Below are 18,516 nucleotides of genomic sequence, written 5' to 3' on the forward strand. Positions count from 1 at the left end.
GAGTAACTCATGATGCCTCGATCTCTTTCGCAAACCGGCCCGGAGAAGCGACGCTTCACCTGGCCGAAGGGCACCCCGCAGATCATTGCTCTGCTGCTGGTTCTGCTGGTCGACAGCCTGGTGGCGCCCCATTTTTATCAGGTAGTGCTCCAGGATGGCCGCCTGTTTGGCAGCCCAATCGATATTCTCAACCGCGCCGCTCCGGTGGCGCTGCTGGCCATCGGCATGACGCTGGTGATCGCCACCGGCGGCATCGACCTGTCGGTGGGGGCGGTGATGGCGATTGCCGGCGCGACGGCCGCCTCGATGACCGTCGCCGGACACAGCCTGGCGGTGGTGCTGCTGGCCTCGCTGGCGGCGGGCGCGCTGGCCGGGCTGTGGAACGGCATCCTCGTGGCGGTCCTTAAGATCCAGCCCTTTGTGGCGACGTTGATCCTGATGGTGGCCGGACGCGGGGTAGCGCAGTTGATCACCGCCGGGCAGATCGTCACCTTTGATTCCCCTGCGCTGGCGTGGCTTGGCAGCGGATCGTTTCTGCTGTTTCCGACGCCAGTGATCGTCGCCGCTGCTACGCTGCTGCTGTTCTGGCTGTTTACCCGTAAAACGGCGCTGGGCATGTTTATCGAAGCGGTGGGGATCAATATCCGCGCGGCGAAAAACGCCGGCGTTAATACCCGCATCGTGGTGATGCTGGCCTATGTCCTGAGCGGCGTCTGCGCGGCGATCGCCGGGATCATCGTGGCGGCGGACATTCGCGGCGCTGATGCCAATAACGCCGGGCTATGGCTGGAGCTGGACGCCATTCTGGCGGTGGTCATCGGCGGCGCTTCGCTGATGGGCGGGCGATTCAACCTGCTGCTGTCGGTGGTGGGGGCGCTGATTATCCAGGGCATGAACACCGGGATTTTGCTCTCCGGCTTCCCGCCGGAGCTCAACCAGGTGGTGAAAGCGGTGGTGGTGCTGTGCGTACTGATTGTCCAGTCGCCGCGCTTTATCGGTTTACTGAAAGGGGTACGCGGCCATGATAAAACGTAATTTACCGTTGATGATCACCCTCGCGGTGTTTGTGCTGGGCTATCTCTACTGCCTGACGCAATTCCCCGGCTTTGCCTCGACGCGGGTGATCTGCAATATCCTGACGGATAACGCCTTCCTCGGGATCATCGCCGTGGGCATGACCTTCGTGATCCTCTCCGGCGGGATCGATCTGTCTGTCGGGTCGGTGATCGCCTTTACCGGCGTCTTTCTCGCCAAAGCGATTGGCTTTTGGGGAATATCACCGCTGGTGGCGTTTCCGCTGGTGCTGGTGATGGGCTGCGCCTTCGGCGCGTTTATGGGGCTGCTGATTGACGCCCTGAAGATCCCGGCCTTTATCATCACCCTCGCCGGCATGTTCTTCCTGCGCGGCGTGAGCTATCTGGTATCAGAGGAGTCGATTCCGATTAACCACCCGGTGTATGACACCCTGTCCGGGCTGGCATGGACCATTCCCGGCGGCGGACGCCTCAGCGCCATGGGGCTGCTGATGCTGCTGGTGGTGGTGGCCGGTATTTTTGTCGCCCACCGCACCCGCTTCGGCAATCAGGTGTATGCCATCGGCGGCAACGCGACGTCGGCGAATCTGATGGGGATTTCCACCCGCAGCGCCACAATCCGTATCTATATGCTCTCCACCGGGCTGGCGACGCTGGCCGGGATCGTCTTTTCCATTTATACCCAGGCGGGCTATGCGCTGGCGGGCGTCGGCGTGGAGCTGGACGCCATTGCCTCGGTGGTGATCGGCGGCACGCTGCTCAGCGGCGGCGTTGGCACCGTGCTGGGAACCCTGTTCGGGGTGGCGATCCAGGGGCTGATTCAGACCTACATCAACTTCGACGGCACCCTCAGCTCATGGTGGACGAAAATCGCCATCGGCATTTTGCTGTTTATCTTTATCGCGCTGCAGCGTGGGCTGACCGTGCTGTGGGAAAACCGGCAGAATGCGGCGGTGACGCGGGTGAGCGGGGCGGGGAGTCGCTAAGCGAGAGGCTCCTCCCGCAGGCGCGGGAGGAGCGGGCAGGGCGTTTAGGCGTCCGGGAACGACTTAATAAAGTTCTCGACGTCTTCCACCATGTGGTTGTTGCCGACGAAGAAGGAGCGGCGCTGGTGCAGGCTTTCCGGAACAATATCCAGAATACGCTCTTTACCATCGCTGGCCTTACCGCCCGCCTGTTCGGCAAGGAAGGCCATCGGGTTGCATTCATACAGCAGGCGCAGCTTACCATCCGGGTGGCTGGCGGTGCTTGGATAGAGGTAGATGCCGCCTTTCAGCAGGTTGCGGTGGAAGTCCGCCACCAGAGAGCCGATATAGCGTGAGGTATAAGGACGCTGCGTCGCTTTGTCTTCTTCCTGGCAGTACTTAATGTACTTCTTCACGCCCTGCGGGAATTTGATGTAGTTGCCTTCGTTAATGGAGTAGGTATTGCCCTTCTCCGGGAAGCGCATGCGCTCCTGGCACAGACAGAAGACGCCGAGGGACGGGTCATAGGTGAAGGCGTGGACGCCGCAGCCGGTGGTATACACCAGCATTGTCGAAGAGCCATAGACCACATAGCCCGCTGCCACCTGCTTGTTTCCCGGCTGCAGGAAATCTTCTTCTGTCACCGGCGTGCCAACAGGCGTCACACGGCGATAGATAGAGAAGATCGTACCGACAGAGACGTTAACGTCGATGTTAGAGGAGCCATCCAGAGGGTCCATCAGCACCACGTATTTGGCGTGTTCACACCCTTCGAAGACGACAATCTCATCTTCTTCTTCAGAGGCGATCCCGGCAACAATATCGCGTGCTCGCAGTGCGGCTTTTAATTTTTCATTAGCGAACAGATCGAGTTTTTGCTGAACCTCGCCCTGAACGTTTTCAGCACCGCTGGCACCCAGGATATCGACCAGACCGGCCTTGTTGATATCGCGGTGGATGATCTTGGCGCCCAGCTTTATTGCTGACAACAAAGCAGTCAGCTCACCGGTGGCGTGGGAGAACTCGTGCTGCTTTTCAACAATAAACTCACCTAACGTTTTCATAACTCGTTCCCTGCATTTTTATGTTGAGTAAAACGAACGCAACAATCTTAACAAAGAATCAAAAAAGTGCGCACTGGTGAATCGCGCCAGCAAAATACAGATTCGCCTGAAATGCATTTCGCCAGGGCCCGGGATATGGGTAAAATGTGCCCCGGATAAGAGAAGGAAATGACGAATGCGCATTCATATTTTAGGAATCTGTGGCACGTTTATGGGGGGCCTGGCCATGCTGGCGCGCTCCCTCGGTCATGAGGTAACGGGGTCGGATGCTAACGTCTATCCGCCGATGAGCACCCTGCTGGAAAACCAGGGGATTGATTTAATTCAGGGTTATGACCCCAGCCAGCTGGAGCCCCGGCCGGACCTGGTGATCATCGGTAACGCCATGACTCGCGGCAACCCGTGCGTTGAAGCGGTGCTGGAAAACAATATTCCCTATATGTCCGGCCCGCAGTGGCTGCACGACTTCGTGCTGCGCGATCGCTGGGTGCTGGCCGTCGCCGGGACCCACGGCAAAACCACCACCGCCGGCATGGCGACCTGGATCCTTGAAGCCTGCGGTTACCAGCCGGGCTTCGTTATTGGCGGCGTTCCGGGCAATTTCGACGTCTCTGCGCGCCTGGGCGACAGCCCGTTCTTCGTCATTGAAGCGGATGAATACGACTGCGCCTTCTTCGACAAGCGCTCCAAATTTGTTCACTACTGCCCGCGGACGCTGATCCTTAACAACCTTGAGTTCGACCACGCGGATATCTTTGACGACCTGAAGGCGATTCAGAAGCAGTTCCACCATCTGGTGCGCATCGTGCCGGGCAAAGGCAAAATTATCCTGCCGGAGAACGACATCAACCTGAAGCAGGTGATGGCGATGGGCTGCTGGAGCGAGCAGGAGCTGGTGGGCGAGCAGGGCCACTGGCAGGCGAAGAAGCTGAACGCCGACGCCTCGCAGTGGGAAGTGCTGTTCGACGGTGAAAAGGTCGGCGAGGTGAAATGGGCGCTGGTCGGCGAGCATAATATGCATAACGGCCTGATGGCCATTGCCGCGGCGCGTCACGTCGGGGTACTGCCGGCGGATGCCGCGAACGCGCTGGGCAGCTTTATCAACGCCCGCCGTCGTCTGGAGCTGCGCGGCGAAGCCAACGGCGTCACCGTGTATGACGATTTCGCTCATCATCCGACGGCGATCCTCGCCACGCTGCAGGCGCTGCGCGGCAAAGTGGGCGGCACCGCGCGCATTCTCGCCGTGCTGGAGCCGCGCTCTAATACCATGAAAATGGGCGTCTGCAAGGACGATCTGGCGCCGTCCCTTGGCCGCGCCGATGAAGTGTTCCTCCTGCAGCCGCAGCATATCCCGTGGCAGGTGGCGGAAGTGGCGGAAGCCTGCGTCCAGCCGGCCCACTGGAGCGCCGACGTCGATACCCTGGCGGAGATGGTGGTCAAAACCGCCCATCCTGGCGACCATATCCTGGTGATGAGCAACGGCGGCTTCGGCGGCATTCATCAAAAGCTGCTGGATAAGCTGGCGCAAAAAGCGGCCGCGGCAGAGTAAGCCCGAGCGCCTCCGGTCACTGCCCTCCGCGTGAGGGCAGTTTTGTTTTTACCAACAGGGAGGGTGTGATGCTGACCTGCGAAAGCGTACTAACTACCGACTCGCCCCATTTCGCCATGCTGGACGCGCTCTACGCACGCGCCTTTCCGTGGCACGAGCAGCGCGAAAGCGAGGCCAAACGTCAGGCGCTGAGCCACCCGCACTACGCGCTGGAGGCGTGGTTCGATGAGAACGTATTTATCGGCCTCAGCGGCTGCTGGCTGTTTGCCGGCTACGGTTATGTCGAACATCTGGCGATCGACGATACGCTGCGCTCCCGCGGCTATGGTAAACAGCTGCTGGCGCAGATCCTGACGCGCGCCCCGCTGACTATTCTGGAAATCGATCCGCTCACCAGCGAGATCGCCCATAAACGACTGCGCTTTTATCAGTCGATGGGATTTCACGCTAACCCCTGGGCGCATCGTCATCCCACCTATCATCAGGGCATCGCGGATCATGAGCTGCTGGTGCTGAGCTATCCGCAGCCGATCGATGAGCGACAGTACCAGCAGTTTGCCCGGGATCTCGGGCACGAGGTGATGGGGCGGGAGTAGCCCGGCGCGGCGTACCGCTCCGGGCGTTCGGCTGGGGGTATTTTTACTCTTTGGCGATCGGCGTTTCGTTCTCCACCACTTTATTGTCGCCCTGAATCTGCGCGATCTTCTGCTCGACGGCGGCCACCTGGGCGCTGTCGTGCAGCAGGGTGTAGGTCAGATCAAACTGCGCGCTGGCGCCCGGCTGTAGCTGCTTCACGCGTTTTTGCTCGCGTTCAATGGTCACCGGATAGGCGTAGCTGGTCCCCGGCTCGATACCGGTGACGTAACCCTGTTTGACGGTGTCGGTGTTTTTCCACAGCGTCAGGACCGGCAGCTGGCGGGTGTCGAACTGAATAGAGGCGCCTTTATCGCCCGCTTTGTTGACCACGGCGGCCAGCGTCTGGTGATTTTCATCGGCCAGCGGCTGAATATTAAACACCATCTCGTCAAAGTCTTTGGTCGGCCCCTGATAGGTTTGCCAGGTTTTTAATCCGCTCTTGGCGTAATCATTGAACGGGCTGATGCTGGACATCGGGGCGAGGAAACGCGCGCCTTCTTCGAGGATCGGGGTGCCGAAGTTGCTGTGGTAGATGATCTGGTAATCATGCGGATAGTCGGCGTGATTGGTTAAGACATCGTGCAGGCTGAAGCTGTTGCTGCCCGGGATATAGCGCAGCTCGGTCATGGTCTGCAGATCGGCTTTTTTGAAGGTGCTCTCTTTCACCAGCCCGCGGACGCGAATTTCATACGGCGCGCTGTCGGCCACCTCAACCTCCACCAGGGAGGCCGGCGTGTTGCCGGCTTTGCCGTGCAGGGTATAAATTTGCCCGTCCGCGGTGACCGGATGGCCGGTCCACTCATAGCCGCAGCGGACCATCATCTCGTTGAACCCTTCCAGCCAGCCGAGTCCGTTGCGGCTCTCCAGGTTGATAAACGCCGGGTTAACAACCTCTTTGACCGGCGAATCCCAGCCCATCCGGCTGCCGAAGCCTTCCACTCGCAGCAAGTTCATGCCCCGCGTCGGGCTGAGGGTGATAGTCAGGCCGTCTTTACTGCGAATGGTGAGGATTTTGCTGCCTTCCTGCTTGCCGCCGTGCAGGACTTTCTGCTCAATGCTGAACGTATGGTCTTTCACCTTCAGCTGATCGCTGCTGATATGCCAGTTTCCTTTATCCATGCCCTCTTCAGCACTCGTCAGCACCCATGTTTTTGCCGCGGCGGAGCCAGAAACCAGCAGAGCGATAGCCGTCAGAACCAATGTCTTTTTCATTTTTATTCCCTTTTGCTGAATCGATTGTGTCATTGACGTGTGAAATCTACCGGCATGGGGGTGATTAAAATGTGAAGCGCCTCACCTGGTGAGAAAGTGGCCGTTTTGAAGATGTTAAATGCGATAAGTGTCGTATTATTGTGCTAAGGCATGATTAATTATCACCACAAGATGTGATCTGCATTGCTTTTAGCTTTAACGATTCAGCGGTGGTGAGGCAATAAACAAAAGTATCGTTGTGCGGATTAGGGGGACTCAGGAGATGCAGCGGGAACCCCCTGCTGGCGCGATGTTGGCGTTGTAGCTGGGGAAGGTAGGCCGGATAAGGCGTAGCCGCCATCCGGTACAACGCCGGAAACGGCGCCGGATACAGTTTGCCCGGCGGCGCTGCGCTTGCGCGGGCCTACGGTGTTGAGCAAGCGTTTGATAAATCAGGTTAAGCAGCCTTTCGTAGGCCGGATAAGGCGTAGCCGCCATCCGGCACAACGCCGGAAACAGCGGAGTAGCCCGGATAAGGCGCAGCGCGCCGCCATCCGGGTGACTTGTGCGGCAAAAGCGGCGGGGATTAGCCTTCGTTTTCCGCCAGTTCGCGCAGATACTGGAAGATCAGGCGCGCGGATTTCGGCGGTTTGTTGCCTTCTTTCTCTTTCTTCGCATTGCGGATCAGGGAACGCAGCTGCTGACGGTCAGCATCTGGCCACAGGTTCAGCACTTCAGCTACGGCGTCATCCCCGTCGTCAATCAGTCGGTCACGAATCTGCTCCAGCTTGTGGAACAGCGCAACCTGCTGGTTGTGGCGGTTTTTTAGCTTATCCAGCGCCTGACGAATCGGATCGACATCGCGATTGCGCAGCATCTTACCGATAAGCTGCAGCTGGCGGCGGCGACCCTCTTTTTTGATTCGCTGGGCGAGTTCGATGGCGTCGCGCAGGTCAGTATCCAGCGGAATTTTATCCAGCGCGTTTTTCCCCAGGTCAACGAGTTCAGCGCCAAGACGCTTCAGTTCTTCCGCGTCGCGCTTAATTTCACTCTTACTGACCCAGATAATTTCATCGTCTTCATCCTCGATATCATCACCGGGAACGTCGTCGAGCCAGTCTTCGGGCTGCTTTGTCATCTCAGGCTCCTTAAAAAAAGAGGCTAATGTTACCAGTTAAGGCGCGCACTGAAAAACGGTTCTCTGTTAGACTTCAGTTAACTCCTTCTTACATTATGGCATTAGCAATGAAAGTGATCTCTCAAGTTGCCCAGCAACGTAAGACGCTGGAAGAGGCCGTGACCACGGCGCTGGAACTGGCGGCAGGTAAATCCGATGGCGCAGAAGTCTCCGTCAGCAAAACGACAGGCATCGGCGTCAGCACCCGCTATGGCGAAGTGGAGAATGTAGAATTCAATAGCGATGGGGCGTTAGGCATCACGGTTTACCACCAGAACCGCAAGGGCAGCGCCTCTTCCACCGATCTCAGCCCGGACGCCATCGCCCGTACCGTGCAGGCGGCGCTGGATATCGCGCGCTATACCTCCCCGGACCCGTTTGCCGGCGTGGCCGATAAAGAGCTGCTGGCCTTTGACGCCCCGGATCTGGACCTGTTCCACCCGGCGGAGGTCTCCCCGGACGACGCCATTGAACTGGCCGCCCGCGCGGAGCAAGCGGCGCTGAAGGCCGATAAACGCATCACCAACACCGAAGGCGGCAGCTTTAACAGCCACTATGGCATCAAAGTGTTCGGCAACAGCCATGGCATGCTGCAAAGCTACTGCTCGACTCGCCATTCGCTCTCCAGCTGCGTCATTGCGGAAGATGACGGCGATATGGAACGCGACTACGCCTACACCATTGGCCGGGCAATCGAGGATCTGCAATCCCCGGAATGGGTCGGGGAAGAGTGCGCCCGCCGCACCCTGTCGCGCCTGGCGCCGCGTAAGCTGTCGACCATGAAGGCGCCGGTGATTTTCGCCAACGAAGTGGCAACCGGGCTGTTTGGCCACCTGGTCGGAGCGATTGCCGGTGGTTCGGTATACCGCAAATCCACCTTCCTGCTCGATTCGCTGGGCAAACAAATTTTGCCGGAGTGGCTGACCATTGAAGAGCATCCGCACCTGCTGAAAGGGCTGGCCTCCACGCCGTTCGACAGCGAAGGCGTGCGCACCGAGCGTCGCGATATCGTCAAAGACGGCGTGCTGACCCAGTGGCTGTTGACCAACTACTCCGCCCGCAAGCTGGGGATGAAAAGTACCGGCCACGCCGGGGGCATCCATAACTGGCGCATCAACGGCCGCGGGCTGAGTTTTGCAAAGATGCTTAAAGAGATGGGCACCGGTCTTGTGGTTACCGAACTGATGGGGCAGGGTGTCAGTGGCGTCACCGGCGACTACTCACGCGGCGCATCCGGCTTCTGGGTAGAAAATGGCGAAATTCAATATCCTGTCAGTGAGATCACCATTGCAGGAAATCTGAAAGAAATGTGGCGTAATATCGTGACCATTGGCGATGATATCGAAACGCGCAGCAACATTCAGTGTGGTTCTGTGCTGCTGCCGGAGATGAAAATCGCCGGACAATAACACCTGTTTGCTTAAATAATAAAAAGGAAGTGAGCAATGCGTAAAAAACTGTTAGCGATGCTGGCTGTCTCTGCTTTTGCGCTCGGTTCAGCGTCGGCCTTCGCCGACCTGGGCGAAGACATGGACACTCTGGCAGAAAACCTGCAAGTGGTACAGAAAACCTCTGACGCCGGCGAGCTGAAAGCGGCGCTGAATAAGATGCGTACCGCCGCGGTTGATGCCCAGAAAGAGACCCCGCCGAAGCTGGAAGGCAAAGCGGCCGACAGCGCTGAGATGAAAGATTACCGTCACGGTCTGGATATTCTGATCGGCCAGATCGACGGCGCGCTGAAGCTGGCGAATGAAGGCAAGGTGAAAGAGGCGCAGGCCGCCGCGGAGGAGTTTAAAACCACCCGCAACACCTACCATAAGAAGTACCGCTAACTGTTCTTTTCGGGAGGCATCAGCCGATGTCTCCCGCCTGAAAACCTACCTGTATCACATTTTTCCCTTTTCTTTTTCCGGCCTTTCCGCAGCCGCGGGCGGCTCATTCGCGCGCATTGTTGTGATACGTCTCACGCCATAATTGCTGTTTTTTCATTTTTCCAGTGAATATGTGGTGTCGATCACGCCTGCCGTCTCCCTTTCCACTTCGAAGTGGAAAACAACTCGCTACAAACTCCCATCCCCCGGCGCTACTTTGATTCCCAGAGACATCAGCGGGGTATCAGAAGTGAATAACGGAGCGGTAATACACGACGTAGGGGAGCAGGCAGCGCAGACCGAACGCCTGGCTGACAAGATGCTGCAGCAGGTTTTTGCCCTGTTAAGCCGTCACGGCATCGTCCCTAACGACGTTCAGGAGCAAATGCTGACTTCCCACGTGCGGGCGATGGCCCACCGGTCAATCAGCGGCGAACCGCTGCCGGAAGTGGATGCCAGCCTGTTCGAAGAGATTTCACCAGATTCAATGACGTTGGCCCGCGAAGTGGTCGCGCAGTTCGGCAACCTGCCCGATGAAGAGGCCTGGCTGCTCTCCGTCCACTTCGAAGTCGCAAAAGAAAACCTGTAAGGAGCAAAACATGGAACAAATCACCGTAGTTATTGGCGACCGTCTGGGTAAAGGCCAAAAGGTCGCCGCAGGCGCAGAGAAAGCCGGCGCACGCGCAGTGGTCGTCCCTGGCGTTGCTGCCGACATGAAGCTTGGTGACATGATGAAAGCGGAAAACGCCACCTTCGGCATCTCCTTCTGCGGCAGCGGCGGCGCCGGCGCCATCACCGCCCAGACCAAATACGGCTACAAAGCGAAATACGGCATGCGTTCTGTTGAAGAGGGCGTCACCGCCATAAACGAAGGCTGCAACGTGCTGGGCTTCGGCTTTATGGATAAAGAAGAGCTGGGTGAGCGCCTGGTAGAAGCCTGGAAAAAGAAATACGGCGCATAAGTATGAAAGAGCAATTCACCACCACGGTGAGGGTTGCCGGCAAAGGCGAAAGCAAATCACGGGCCTTCGCCGATGCCCTGAACCATGTGCAGGCTGCGGTGATGAAAACCTCATCGCACATTCTGCTGCGTATTGAGCCACAGGACGTGACGGTTGTTCATGCGCGCGAAGCGGTACGAAAAGAGGCCTTCCTGTTTTTCTTTTTGCGCCGTGAACGACGGACCTACAGCGTGGAGCTGGACGTCACCGTCAACGTGACCGCCATCGATCTCGATAAAGTGGATTTCGTCACGCAAACCTGATTGTTAGCAAAGGGTCTGACTATGTTCCTGATAATTCTAATAAAATCGCTTATCATCGGCGGCCTGGTCGGCGTCGGCGTGGGCGCCGGAGCGGCACGCATGTTTCATGCCCCTACCACCCAGGGGATGGGGGCGTTTCGAACCCTGGGCGAGCTGAACTCCTGTGAGGGCGATCCGGCTTCCCACTTCTCCTTTGGCCTCGGTTTCTTCTTTAACGCCTGGGCCTCTTCCGTTGCAGCAGGCTCCTTCACCCAGGATGTTGACCACCGCATTATCCCCAACTGGGGCGCGGCGGCGCTGATGCTGAAAAATCGTAACGTCGGCGAAACGCTGCACGATCCGAAAAAAATGGCCATCTCCTGCGGCATCATCGGCATGATTGTCGTCGCCTTCCTCAACCTTACCGCCTCGTCCGTACCGGAAGCGCTGCAGGTGACCGCGGTTAAGGTACTGGTGCCGGCGGCAAACCTGCTGGTGAACACCGTGATGCCGGTGATCTTCTGGCTGGCGGCGATCGACGCCGGTAAAAAATCAGGTTTCTGGGCGACCATCTTCGGCGGCGCGGCGCAGCTGATTATGGGCAACGCCGTACCGGGGCTGGTGCTGGGTATTCTGATCGGCAAAGGCGTTGAAGAGAGCGGCTGGAACCGGGTCACCAAAGTGATGATGGTGGCCATTGTCGCCCTGTTCGTCCTCAGCGGTTTCTTCCGCGGCTTCGACATGAAGATGATCGAATCCTTCCATCTGACCGTGCCGAACTGGCTGGACATGATCCACAACTCACTCAGCGGCAAATAACGGGAGCCTGATAATGGAACAGAATAAAGGTTTTTGGTATGCCGACTGGTCGTTCCCGATCTTCGTTGGCCTGCTCTCCTCCGGCGTCTTCGCCGGGACCCACATGTACTACCTGTACGGCATCGGCGCCTTTAACGAAGTCGCCTTCGTGGCGATGCTGAAGTCGGGGATTGATACCGGCGTTTACGGCGCGGTGGCGGCGTTTGGCGCCAGCTTCCTGTTCGCCCGCATCATCGAAGGGTCGCTGGTGGGGATCCTCGATATCGGCGGCGCTATTCAGACCGGGATCGGTCTTGGCGTCCCGGCGCTGCTGCTCGGCGCGGGCTTTGTCTTCCCGGTGGCGAACTTCGCCGCCTCGCTGGCAACCGGCCTGATCCTCGGCCTGGCGGTGGGCTACATCATTATTCTGGCGCGTAAGTTCACCATCAACCAAAGCGACTCCACCTACGGCGCCGACGTGATGATGGGCGCAGGTAACGCCTCCGGCCGCTTCCTGGGGCCGTTGATTATCCTCAGCGCAATGACCGCCTCGATTCCTATCGGGATCGGCTCGCTGGTTGGCGCACTGCTGTTCTATATCTGGCAGAAACCGATCACCGGCGGCGCCATCCTCGGCGCGATGATCCTTGGCTCGATCTTCCCGGTGGCGATTAGCTAATCGCCCGATGGCGCTGCGCTTATCGGGCCTACAGGTCAGTGCGATGTGTAGGCCGGATAAGGCGGTACGCCGCCATCCGGCAACAGATTCACTCTTTCATCAGGAGATAGCTATGTTTGATTTACTCCTGCGCCGCGCGCGCCTCGTCGACGATACCCTGACTGATATCGCCATTCAGGACGGGAAAATCGCGGCGCTGGGCGAGATTAGCGCGCCCTCCCGTAAAACCATCGATCTGCAGGGCAACAGCTACGTCAGCGCCGGCTGGATTGACTCCCACGTTCACTGCTACCCAAATTCGCCGATATATCACGATGAGCCGGACAGCGTTGGCATCGCCACCGGCGTCACCACCGTGATTGATGCTGGCAGCACCGGCGCCGACGATGTGGACGACTTCTACCAGTTAACCCGCAAAGCGGTGACGGAAGTCTATGCCCTGCTCAATATCTCCCGCGTCGGGCTGATTGCCCAGAACGAACTGGCCAATTTGGCCAATATCGACGCCGAGGCGGTGAAGCAGGCGGTGCAGCGCCATCCCGACTTTATCGTCGGCCTGAAGGCGCGCATGAGCAGCAGCGTGGTGGGGGAAAACGGCATTACGCCGCTGGCGCGCGCCAAGGCTATGCAGCAGGAAAACGGCGATCTGCCGCTGATGGTACACATCGGCAATAATCCGCCGAACCTCGATGAAATTGCCGAGCTGTTGAGTCGCGGCGACATCATTACCCACTGCTATAACGGCAAGCCGAACCGCATTCTGAATCCTGCCGGCGAACTGCGCAGTTCGATTACCCGCGCCCTGCACCGCGGCGTGCGCCTTGACGTCGGCCACGGTACCGCCAGCTTCAGCTTTGAAGTGGCGCGCCGGGCGATTGCGCTGGGCATTCTGCCGCACACCATCAGCTCGGATATTTACTGCCGCAACCGCATCGACGGCCCGGTACGTTCGCTGGCGCTGGTGATGTCGAAATTCCTCGCTATCGGCATGACCCTGCCGCAGGTGATTGACTGCGTGACCGTCAGCGCCGCCGAGGGGCTGCGCCTGTCGCGTAAAGGGCGGCTGGAAGTGGGTTTCGACGCCGATCTAACGCTATTTCGCCTGGAGCGCCAGCCTACGCTGCTGGTGGATGCCGAAAAAGAGAGCCTCCAGGCAGACAACATTCTGGTGCCGCTGGCCGCGATCCGCGCGGGCAAAGGCTATCTGACCGAACAAGGGAGCGCGGAACATGCCTTCGATTTTTGAAAAATACCATTTAAAACAAGTAATTAACACTTCCGGCCGGATGACAGCGCTGGGCGTCTCCACGCCGCGCCCGGAAGTGGTGGAAGCCGCGATGGCCGGTATGAACCAGTACTTTGAAATGAAAGACCTGGTGAATAAGACCGGCGAGTACATCGCCAGGCTGCTGGACGTGGAAGGGGCGACCGTGGTCTCCTGCGCGTCGGCAGGGATTGCCCAGTCGGTGGCGGCGGTGCTGGTGAAAGACAGCGACTGGCTGCTGGAGAACCTGCACGTTACGCCGATAGAGAATAACGAAATCGTCCTGCCGAAGGGCCACAACGTCAACTTCGGCGCGCCGGTCGGCACCATGGTGGCGCTGGGCGGCGGTAAGCTGGTGGAAGCGGGCTACGCCAACGAATGCTCTGCCGAACAGCTGGCGGCGGCGATCACCCCGCGCACCGCGGCGATCCTCTACATCAAATCCCACCACTGCGTGCAGAAAAGCATGCTCAACGTCGCGCAGGCCGCGGAAGTAGCGCGTCAGCATCATTTACCGCTGATCGTCGACGCGGCGGCGGAGGAAGATCTGCAGTGCTACTACCGCATGGGCGCCGACCTGGTTATCTACAGCGGCGCGAAAGCGATTGAAGGGCCGACCAGCGGGCTGGTGATCGGCAAAACGCAGTACGTTGAGTGGGTTAAACGCCAGTCGATGGGCATTGGCCGGGCGATGAAAGTGGGGAAAGAGGGGATCCTCGGCCTGACCTGCGCCATTGAACACTACCTGACGACGAGCAAAGAGAGCGGTGAGGAGATGGTGACGAAGATGACGCCGTTTATCGAACAGCTCAACACCCTCGACGGCGTCACTGCCCGTGTGGTATGGGACAGCGCCGGCCGCGATATCGCCCGCGCCGAAATCAAATTCGACGAAGCGGTGACCGGCGTGAAGACCGGCGATCTGGTTAACGCGCTGAAGCAAGGCGAATACGCCATCTACTTCCGCGGCTATAAAGCGAATGAAGGCATTATCGAAGCCGATGTCCGCAGCGTTAACGCACAGCAGCTGGCGGTGGTCGCCCGTCGCATCGCGGAAGTTCTGCACAAGGAGAAACAAGCATGAAACTGACCCCAAACTTTTACCGTGACCGCGTGTGCCTGAACGTCCTGGCAGGCAGCAAAGACAACGCTCGGGAAATCTACGACGCGGTGGAAGGTCATGTCCTGGTCGGCGTGCTCTCCAAAAATTACCCGGACGTCGCCAGCGCGGTGGCCGATATGCGCGACTACGCGAAGCTGATTGATAACGCCCTCTCCGTCGGGCTGGGCGCGGGGGATCCGAATCAGTCGGCGATGGTGAGCGAGATTTCTCGCCAGGTGCAGCCGCAGCACGTCAACCAGGTCTTCACCGGCGTGGCCACCAGCCGCGCGCTGCTCGGGCAGAACGAGACGGTGGTCAACGGCCTGGTTTCGCCCACCGGCACCCCGGGGATGGTGAAGATCTCCACCGGCCCGCTGAGCAGCGGCGCGGCGGATGGGATTGTGCCGCTGGAAACCGCCATCGCGCTGTTAAAAGATATGGGCGGCAGCTCCATCAAATACTTCCCGATGGGCGGCCTGAAGCACCGCGACGAGTTCGAAGCAGTGGCCAAAGCCTGCGCCGCGCACGATTTCTGGCTGGAGCCGACCGGCGGTATCGATCTGGAAAACTACAGCGAGATCCTGAAAATCGCCCTTGATGCCGGGGTGAGCAAAATCATCCCGCATATCTACAGCTCGATTATCGATAAGGCCAGCGGCAACACCCGCCCGGCCGATGTTCGCCAGCTGCTGGAGATGACCAAACAGTTAGTGAAGTAGTGCCCTTGCCCCTCACCCTCAAAGGGTGAGGGGCAGCTTATCCCACTGAACCATCAAGGAGTTGCTATGCCTGTCGCTCGTCATCTGCTTGTCGCTTCACTGTCCCTGTTTGCCGCCGCCGCCGCCGCGCAAACTCACTATGCCTGGGTAGGAACCTATAATCCCAATGGCGAAGGTCTGTACCGCTTTACCGTTGATAGCCACACCGGCGCGCTACGTGACAGGACGCTGGTGAGCTCGTTGCCGAACGCCGCGCAGCTGACCGTCTCGCGCGATGGCAAAACGCTGTATGCCGCCAGCGAGGTGGAGAAAGGCGTGGTGCAGGCGTGGCGCATTGAGAAGAACGGTGAGCTGACCGCACTCAATCAGGTCGCCTCCGGCGGCGCCGGGCCGGTTTATCTCTCCCTGACGCCAAACGGTAAACAGCTGCTGGTAGCCAACTACGTCAGCGGCAGCATCGCCGTGCTACCGGTCAAAGAAGATGGTAGCCTGGGTGAGGCGGTGGACAGGCATCAGGATGAAGGCCCGGCAGGGGCCGAACGCCCGGCGGCGGCCGTCGAGGGCAGCTTCGCCATCAGCGATCACAATGGCCCGCACGCCCATATGATCGCCGCCGATCCCAGCGGAAAATACGTTTACTCTACCGATCTGGGGCTGGATCGGATCTATCAGTACCGGCTGGATAGCGCCAGCGGCAAGCTGACGCCGAACGATCCGCCATTTATCGCCGCTTCGTCGCCGGGCGCCGGCTCGCGCCACTTCGTCTTTACGCCAAAGGGCGACGGCCTGTGGCTGATTAACGAAGAAGCGTCGACGCTGACCTTCTATCATCTGGAGCAGCAAAGCGGTCTGCTGCGCGAAGGCAAAACCGTCTCCGCGCTGCCGAAAGAGTATAAGGGCACCAGCTTTGCCGCCGGTCTGGCGCTGAGCAACGACGGCAAACAGCTGTACGTCGCCAACCGTCTGCATAACAGCATCGCCCACTTTACGGTGCAGACCGATGGCCGCCTGAGCCACCAGGAGGATATCTGGACGCGCGGAGATTACCCCCGCACGCTGACCCTGGATACTCAGGGGCAGTGGCTGTACGTCATGAACCAGCGTAGCGATAATATTACCCGCTTCAGCGTGGCGCCGAAGGATGGCAAATTGACCTTTGTCTCAGACTACACGCCGGTCGGCAGCCCATCGCAGATGGTGATATCCGCCCAACCCTGAGCCGTAACCACAAGGAACTGACATGCGATTTCCCAACCAACGCTTAGCGCAACTCTTCACCCTGCTGCGGAATGAAACGCTGCCGCAGGATGAGCTGGCGCAACGCCTGTCGGTTTCCACCCGTACCGTGCGCGCCGATATTACCGCCCTGAATGCGCTACTGGCGCAGTATGGCGCGCAGTTTATCCTCAACCGCGGCAGCGGTTATCAGCTGAAAATTGATAACCCGGCGAGCTTTCAGACGCTGGAGGAGGCGTCGCCGAAGGCGCAGCATGTCCCGCGTACCGCCCAGGATCGCATCACGTTTCTGCTGGTGCGTTTTCTGACGTCGGCGTTCTCCATCAAGCTGGAAGACCTGGCGGATGAGTGGTTCGTCAGCCGCGCCACGCTGCAGAACGATATGGTCGAGGTGCGCGAGCGCTTCCAGCGCTATCAGCTCACCCTTGAAACCCGCCCGCGCCACGGTATGAAGCTGTTTGGCAGCGAGGTATCGGTTCGCGCCTGCCTCACCGACCTGCTGTGGGAGCTGGCCCAGCAGGGCGGTATCGCGCCGCCGATCGGCGCCGAGGCCTTTGCCGCGGAGGTGCCAGCGCTGCTGGAGCCCGTGCTGCAGGAGACGCTCACCCGGCACCATATTCGCCTCACCGACGTCGGCGAGCGCTTTATCTGCCTGTACGGGGCGGTGGTGGTGCGCCGCGTCAGCGAAGGCTACCCGCTGGCGGATTTCAGTGCTGAAGATGTGGCGCAGAACGTCCGTGATGCCGCGCGCGATCTGGCGGGCGAACTGCAGCGGCTGGCCGGTAAACCTTTATCGCCCGCGGAAGAAGAGTGGCTGTGCGTGCATATCGCCGCCCGTCAGGTACAGGACGTGGACCCGGAAACCATCAGCGCCGACGATGACGAAGCGCTGGTCAACTACATCCTGCGCTACATCAACAGCCAGTATAACTACAATCTGCTGGACGATGCCCAGCTGCACGCCGATCTGCTGACCCACATAAAGACCATGATCACCCGCGTACGCTACCAGATCATGATCCCCAATCCGCTGCTGGATAACATCAAACAGCACTACCCGATGGCCTGGGATATGACCCTCGCCGCGGTCTCCAGCTGGGGCAAATACACGCCTTATACCATTAGCGAAAACGAAATCGGTTTTCTGGTGCTGCATATCGGCGTCGGGCTGGAGCGCCACTACAACATCGGCTACCAGCGTCAGCCGCAGGTGCTGCTGGTGTGTGATACCAGCAATGCGATGGTGCGGATGATTGAGGCGATCCTGCAGCGCAAATATCCGCAGCTGGAGATCGCCGCCACTATTTCCCAGCGCGAGTACGAACAGCGGGACGCGATCGAGGCGGATTTTGTTATCTCCACGGTGCGGATCAGCGAAAAAGACAAGCCGGTAGTGACCATCGCGCCGTTCCCCACTGACTATCAACTGGATCAGATCGGCAAGCTGGTGCTGGTGGACCGCACCCGTCCGTGGATGCTGAATAAGTACTTCGATGCCGCCCATTTCCGGGTGATCGACACGCCGATGGATCAGCAAACGCTATTCGCCGAACTGTGTCAGCAGCTGCTGGAGGAAGGCTTCGTCGATGCGGAGTTTCATGCTTCGGTGGTGGAGCGTGAAGCGATCGTCAGCACCATGCTCGGCGACGGTATTGCGCTACCGCACTCCCTGGGTCTGCTGGCGAAAAAGACGGTGGTCTATACCGTTATCGCTCCGCAGGGCATCGCCTGGGGGGACGAAACCGCCCATATCATCTTCCTGCTCGCTATCAGCAAGCGCGAGTATGAAGAGGCGATGGCGATCTACGATATTTTCGTGACTTTCCTGCGCGAGCGCGCCATGAGCCGCCTCGCCACGACCCGCAGCTTCGATGAGTTTAAAACGGTGGCGATGGAATGCGTCAGCCGGTTTTGAGAGGCGTTTTCCAGATTCGAGTGTAATTCAAATGTAATGCTATAATGCATTACAAAATATCCCTTTCTGGAGG

Annotated in this window: 19 protein-coding genes; 16 read left to right on the forward strand and 3 right to left on the reverse strand. The window is 59.1% G+C overall.

The genetic code is table 11. From position 1 onward, the window contains the following. The first annotated feature begins 9 nt into the window (after positions 1 to 9). Entirely contained in the window at positions 10 to 1,035 is a 1,026-nt protein-coding gene (gene ytfT / locus ACQUTI_RS21540) for a galactofuranose ABC transporter, ATP-binding protein YtfT (RefSeq protein WP_004206491.1), read from the forward strand. Continuing rightward, the gene (yjfF, locus tag ACQUTI_RS21545) at positions 1,022 to 2,020 is read left to right on the forward strand and encodes a galactofuranose ABC transporter, permease protein YjfF (RefSeq protein WP_002886825.1); all 999 of its coding nucleotides are present in this window, start codon (positions 1,022 to 1,024) and stop codon (positions 2,018 to 2,020) included. The genes ytfT and yjfF overlap by 14 nt, the downstream gene beginning before the upstream one ends. A 44-nt stretch (positions 2,021 to 2,064) precedes the next feature. On the opposite strand, the gene fbp is transcribed toward yjfF, so the two are convergent. Beyond that, a complete protein-coding gene (fbp, locus tag ACQUTI_RS21550; RefSeq protein ID WP_004206493.1) occupies positions 2,065 to 3,063 on the reverse strand; it encodes a class 1 fructose-bisphosphatase in 999 nt (332 codons plus the stop codon). Between the two features lie 175 nt (positions 3,064 to 3,238). Here fbp and mpl point away from each other — a divergent pair, with 175 nt between their 5' ends. Both mpl and ACQUTI_RS21560 read left to right on the forward strand, forming a co-directional pair. Further along, entirely contained in the window at positions 3,239 to 4,612 is a 1,374-nt protein-coding gene (gene mpl, locus ACQUTI_RS21555) for a UDP-N-acetylmuramate:L-alanyl-gamma-D-glutamyl-meso-diaminopimelate ligase (RefSeq protein ID WP_004206494.1), read from the forward strand. A gap of 68 nt (positions 4,613 to 4,680) precedes the next feature. Next, entirely contained in the window at positions 4,681 to 5,208 is a 528-nt protein-coding gene (locus tag ACQUTI_RS21560; protein WP_186602553.1) for a GNAT family N-acetyltransferase, read from the forward strand. Between the two features lie 43 nt (positions 5,209 to 5,251). On the opposite strand, the gene ACQUTI_RS21565 is transcribed toward ACQUTI_RS21560, so the two are convergent. Both ACQUTI_RS21565 and yjgA read right to left on the reverse strand, forming a co-directional pair. Then, complete coding sequence (locus ACQUTI_RS21565; RefSeq protein WP_428923362.1) at positions 5,252 to 6,460, reverse strand: aldose 1-epimerase family protein; 1,209 nt, start codon at positions 6,458 to 6,460, stop codon at positions 5,252 to 5,254. A gap of 565 nt (positions 6,461 to 7,025) precedes the next feature. Then, on the reverse strand, positions 7,026 to 7,577 hold the full coding sequence (gene yjgA, locus ACQUTI_RS21570) for a ribosome biogenesis factor YjgA (RefSeq protein ID WP_004206498.1): 552 nt from the start codon (positions 7,575 to 7,577) through the stop codon (positions 7,026 to 7,028). Positions 7,578 to 7,672: 95 nt separating this feature from the next. Between yjgA and pmbA the strand changes: the two genes are divergently transcribed. The 12 genes from pmbA to ACQUTI_RS21630 all read left to right on the forward strand — a co-directional run bounded on the left by pmbA (position 7,673) and on the right by ACQUTI_RS21630 (position 18,443). Beyond that, a complete protein-coding gene (pmbA, locus tag ACQUTI_RS21575; protein WP_017900576.1) occupies positions 7,673 to 9,025 on the forward strand; it encodes a metalloprotease PmbA in 1,353 nt (450 codons plus the stop codon). Between the two features lie 36 nt (positions 9,026 to 9,061). Continuing rightward, positions 9,062 to 9,448 carry a cytochrome b562 gene (cybC, locus tag ACQUTI_RS21580; protein ID WP_002886893.1) on the forward strand — a complete coding sequence of 129 codons (387 nt, stop codon included), beginning with the start codon at positions 9,062 to 9,064 and terminating at the stop codon, positions 9,446 to 9,448. Positions 9,449 to 9,737: 289 nt separating this feature from the next. Beyond that, the gene (locus tag ACQUTI_RS21585) at positions 9,738 to 10,076 is read left to right on the forward strand and encodes a PRD domain-containing protein (protein ID WP_004206500.1); all 339 of its coding nucleotides are present in this window, start codon (positions 9,738 to 9,740) and stop codon (positions 10,074 to 10,076) included. A gap of 10 nt (positions 10,077 to 10,086) precedes the next feature. Further along, positions 10,087 to 10,449, forward strand: a complete 363-nt coding sequence (locus ACQUTI_RS21590; protein WP_004206501.1) for an SFCGS family glycine-rich protein — start codon at positions 10,087 to 10,089, stop codon at positions 10,447 to 10,449. 2 nt (positions 10,450 to 10,451) lie between these two features. After that, positions 10,452 to 10,751, forward strand: coding sequence for a DUF4312 family protein (locus ACQUTI_RS21595; RefSeq protein ID WP_004206503.1), 300 nt, complete (start codon positions 10,452 to 10,454; stop codon positions 10,749 to 10,751). A gap of 21 nt (positions 10,752 to 10,772) precedes the next feature. After that, positions 10,773 to 11,549 carry a DUF4311 domain-containing protein gene (locus ACQUTI_RS21600; protein WP_002886897.1) on the forward strand — a complete coding sequence of 259 codons (777 nt, stop codon included), beginning with the start codon at positions 10,773 to 10,775 and terminating at the stop codon, positions 11,547 to 11,549. A 13-nt stretch (positions 11,550 to 11,562) separates the two neighbouring features. Next, positions 11,563 to 12,207 carry a DUF4310 family protein gene (locus ACQUTI_RS21605; protein WP_004206504.1) on the forward strand — a complete coding sequence of 215 codons (645 nt, stop codon included), beginning with the start codon at positions 11,563 to 11,565 and terminating at the stop codon, positions 12,205 to 12,207. Positions 12,208 to 12,319: 112 nt separating this feature from the next. Further along, on the forward strand, positions 12,320 to 13,453 hold the full coding sequence (locus ACQUTI_RS21610) for an amidohydrolase/deacetylase family metallohydrolase (protein WP_114508603.1): 1,134 nt from the start codon (positions 12,320 to 12,322) through the stop codon (positions 13,451 to 13,453). Further along, positions 13,437 to 14,555, forward strand: a complete 1,119-nt coding sequence (locus tag ACQUTI_RS21615; protein ID WP_043519322.1) for a DgaE family pyridoxal phosphate-dependent ammonia lyase — start codon at positions 13,437 to 13,439, stop codon at positions 14,553 to 14,555. The genes ACQUTI_RS21610 and ACQUTI_RS21615 overlap by 17 nt, the downstream gene beginning before the upstream one ends. Then, on the forward strand, positions 14,552 to 15,292 hold the full coding sequence (gene dagF / locus ACQUTI_RS21620) for a 2-dehydro-3-deoxy-phosphogluconate aldolase (protein WP_186602551.1): 741 nt from the start codon (positions 14,552 to 14,554) through the stop codon (positions 15,290 to 15,292). The genes ACQUTI_RS21615 and dagF overlap by 4 nt, the downstream gene beginning before the upstream one ends. 66 nt (positions 15,293 to 15,358) lie before the next feature. Continuing rightward, a complete protein-coding gene (locus ACQUTI_RS21625) occupies positions 15,359 to 16,510 on the forward strand; it encodes a lactonase family protein (RefSeq protein ID WP_114508604.1) in 1,152 nt (383 codons plus the stop codon). Between the two features lie 22 nt (positions 16,511 to 16,532). Continuing rightward, complete coding sequence (locus tag ACQUTI_RS21630) at positions 16,533 to 18,443, forward strand: BglG family transcription antiterminator (protein ID WP_057212387.1); 1,911 nt, start codon at positions 16,533 to 16,535, stop codon at positions 18,441 to 18,443. The last annotated feature ends 73 nt before the right edge of the window (positions 18,444 to 18,516 follow it).

Origin of the sequence: Klebsiella sp. 7-CIP_Kleb. (genome assembly GCF_050378655.1) — a bacterium.
Taxonomy (GTDB): domain Bacteria; phylum Pseudomonadota; class Gammaproteobacteria; order Enterobacterales; family Enterobacteriaceae; genus Klebsiella; species Klebsiella quasipneumoniae.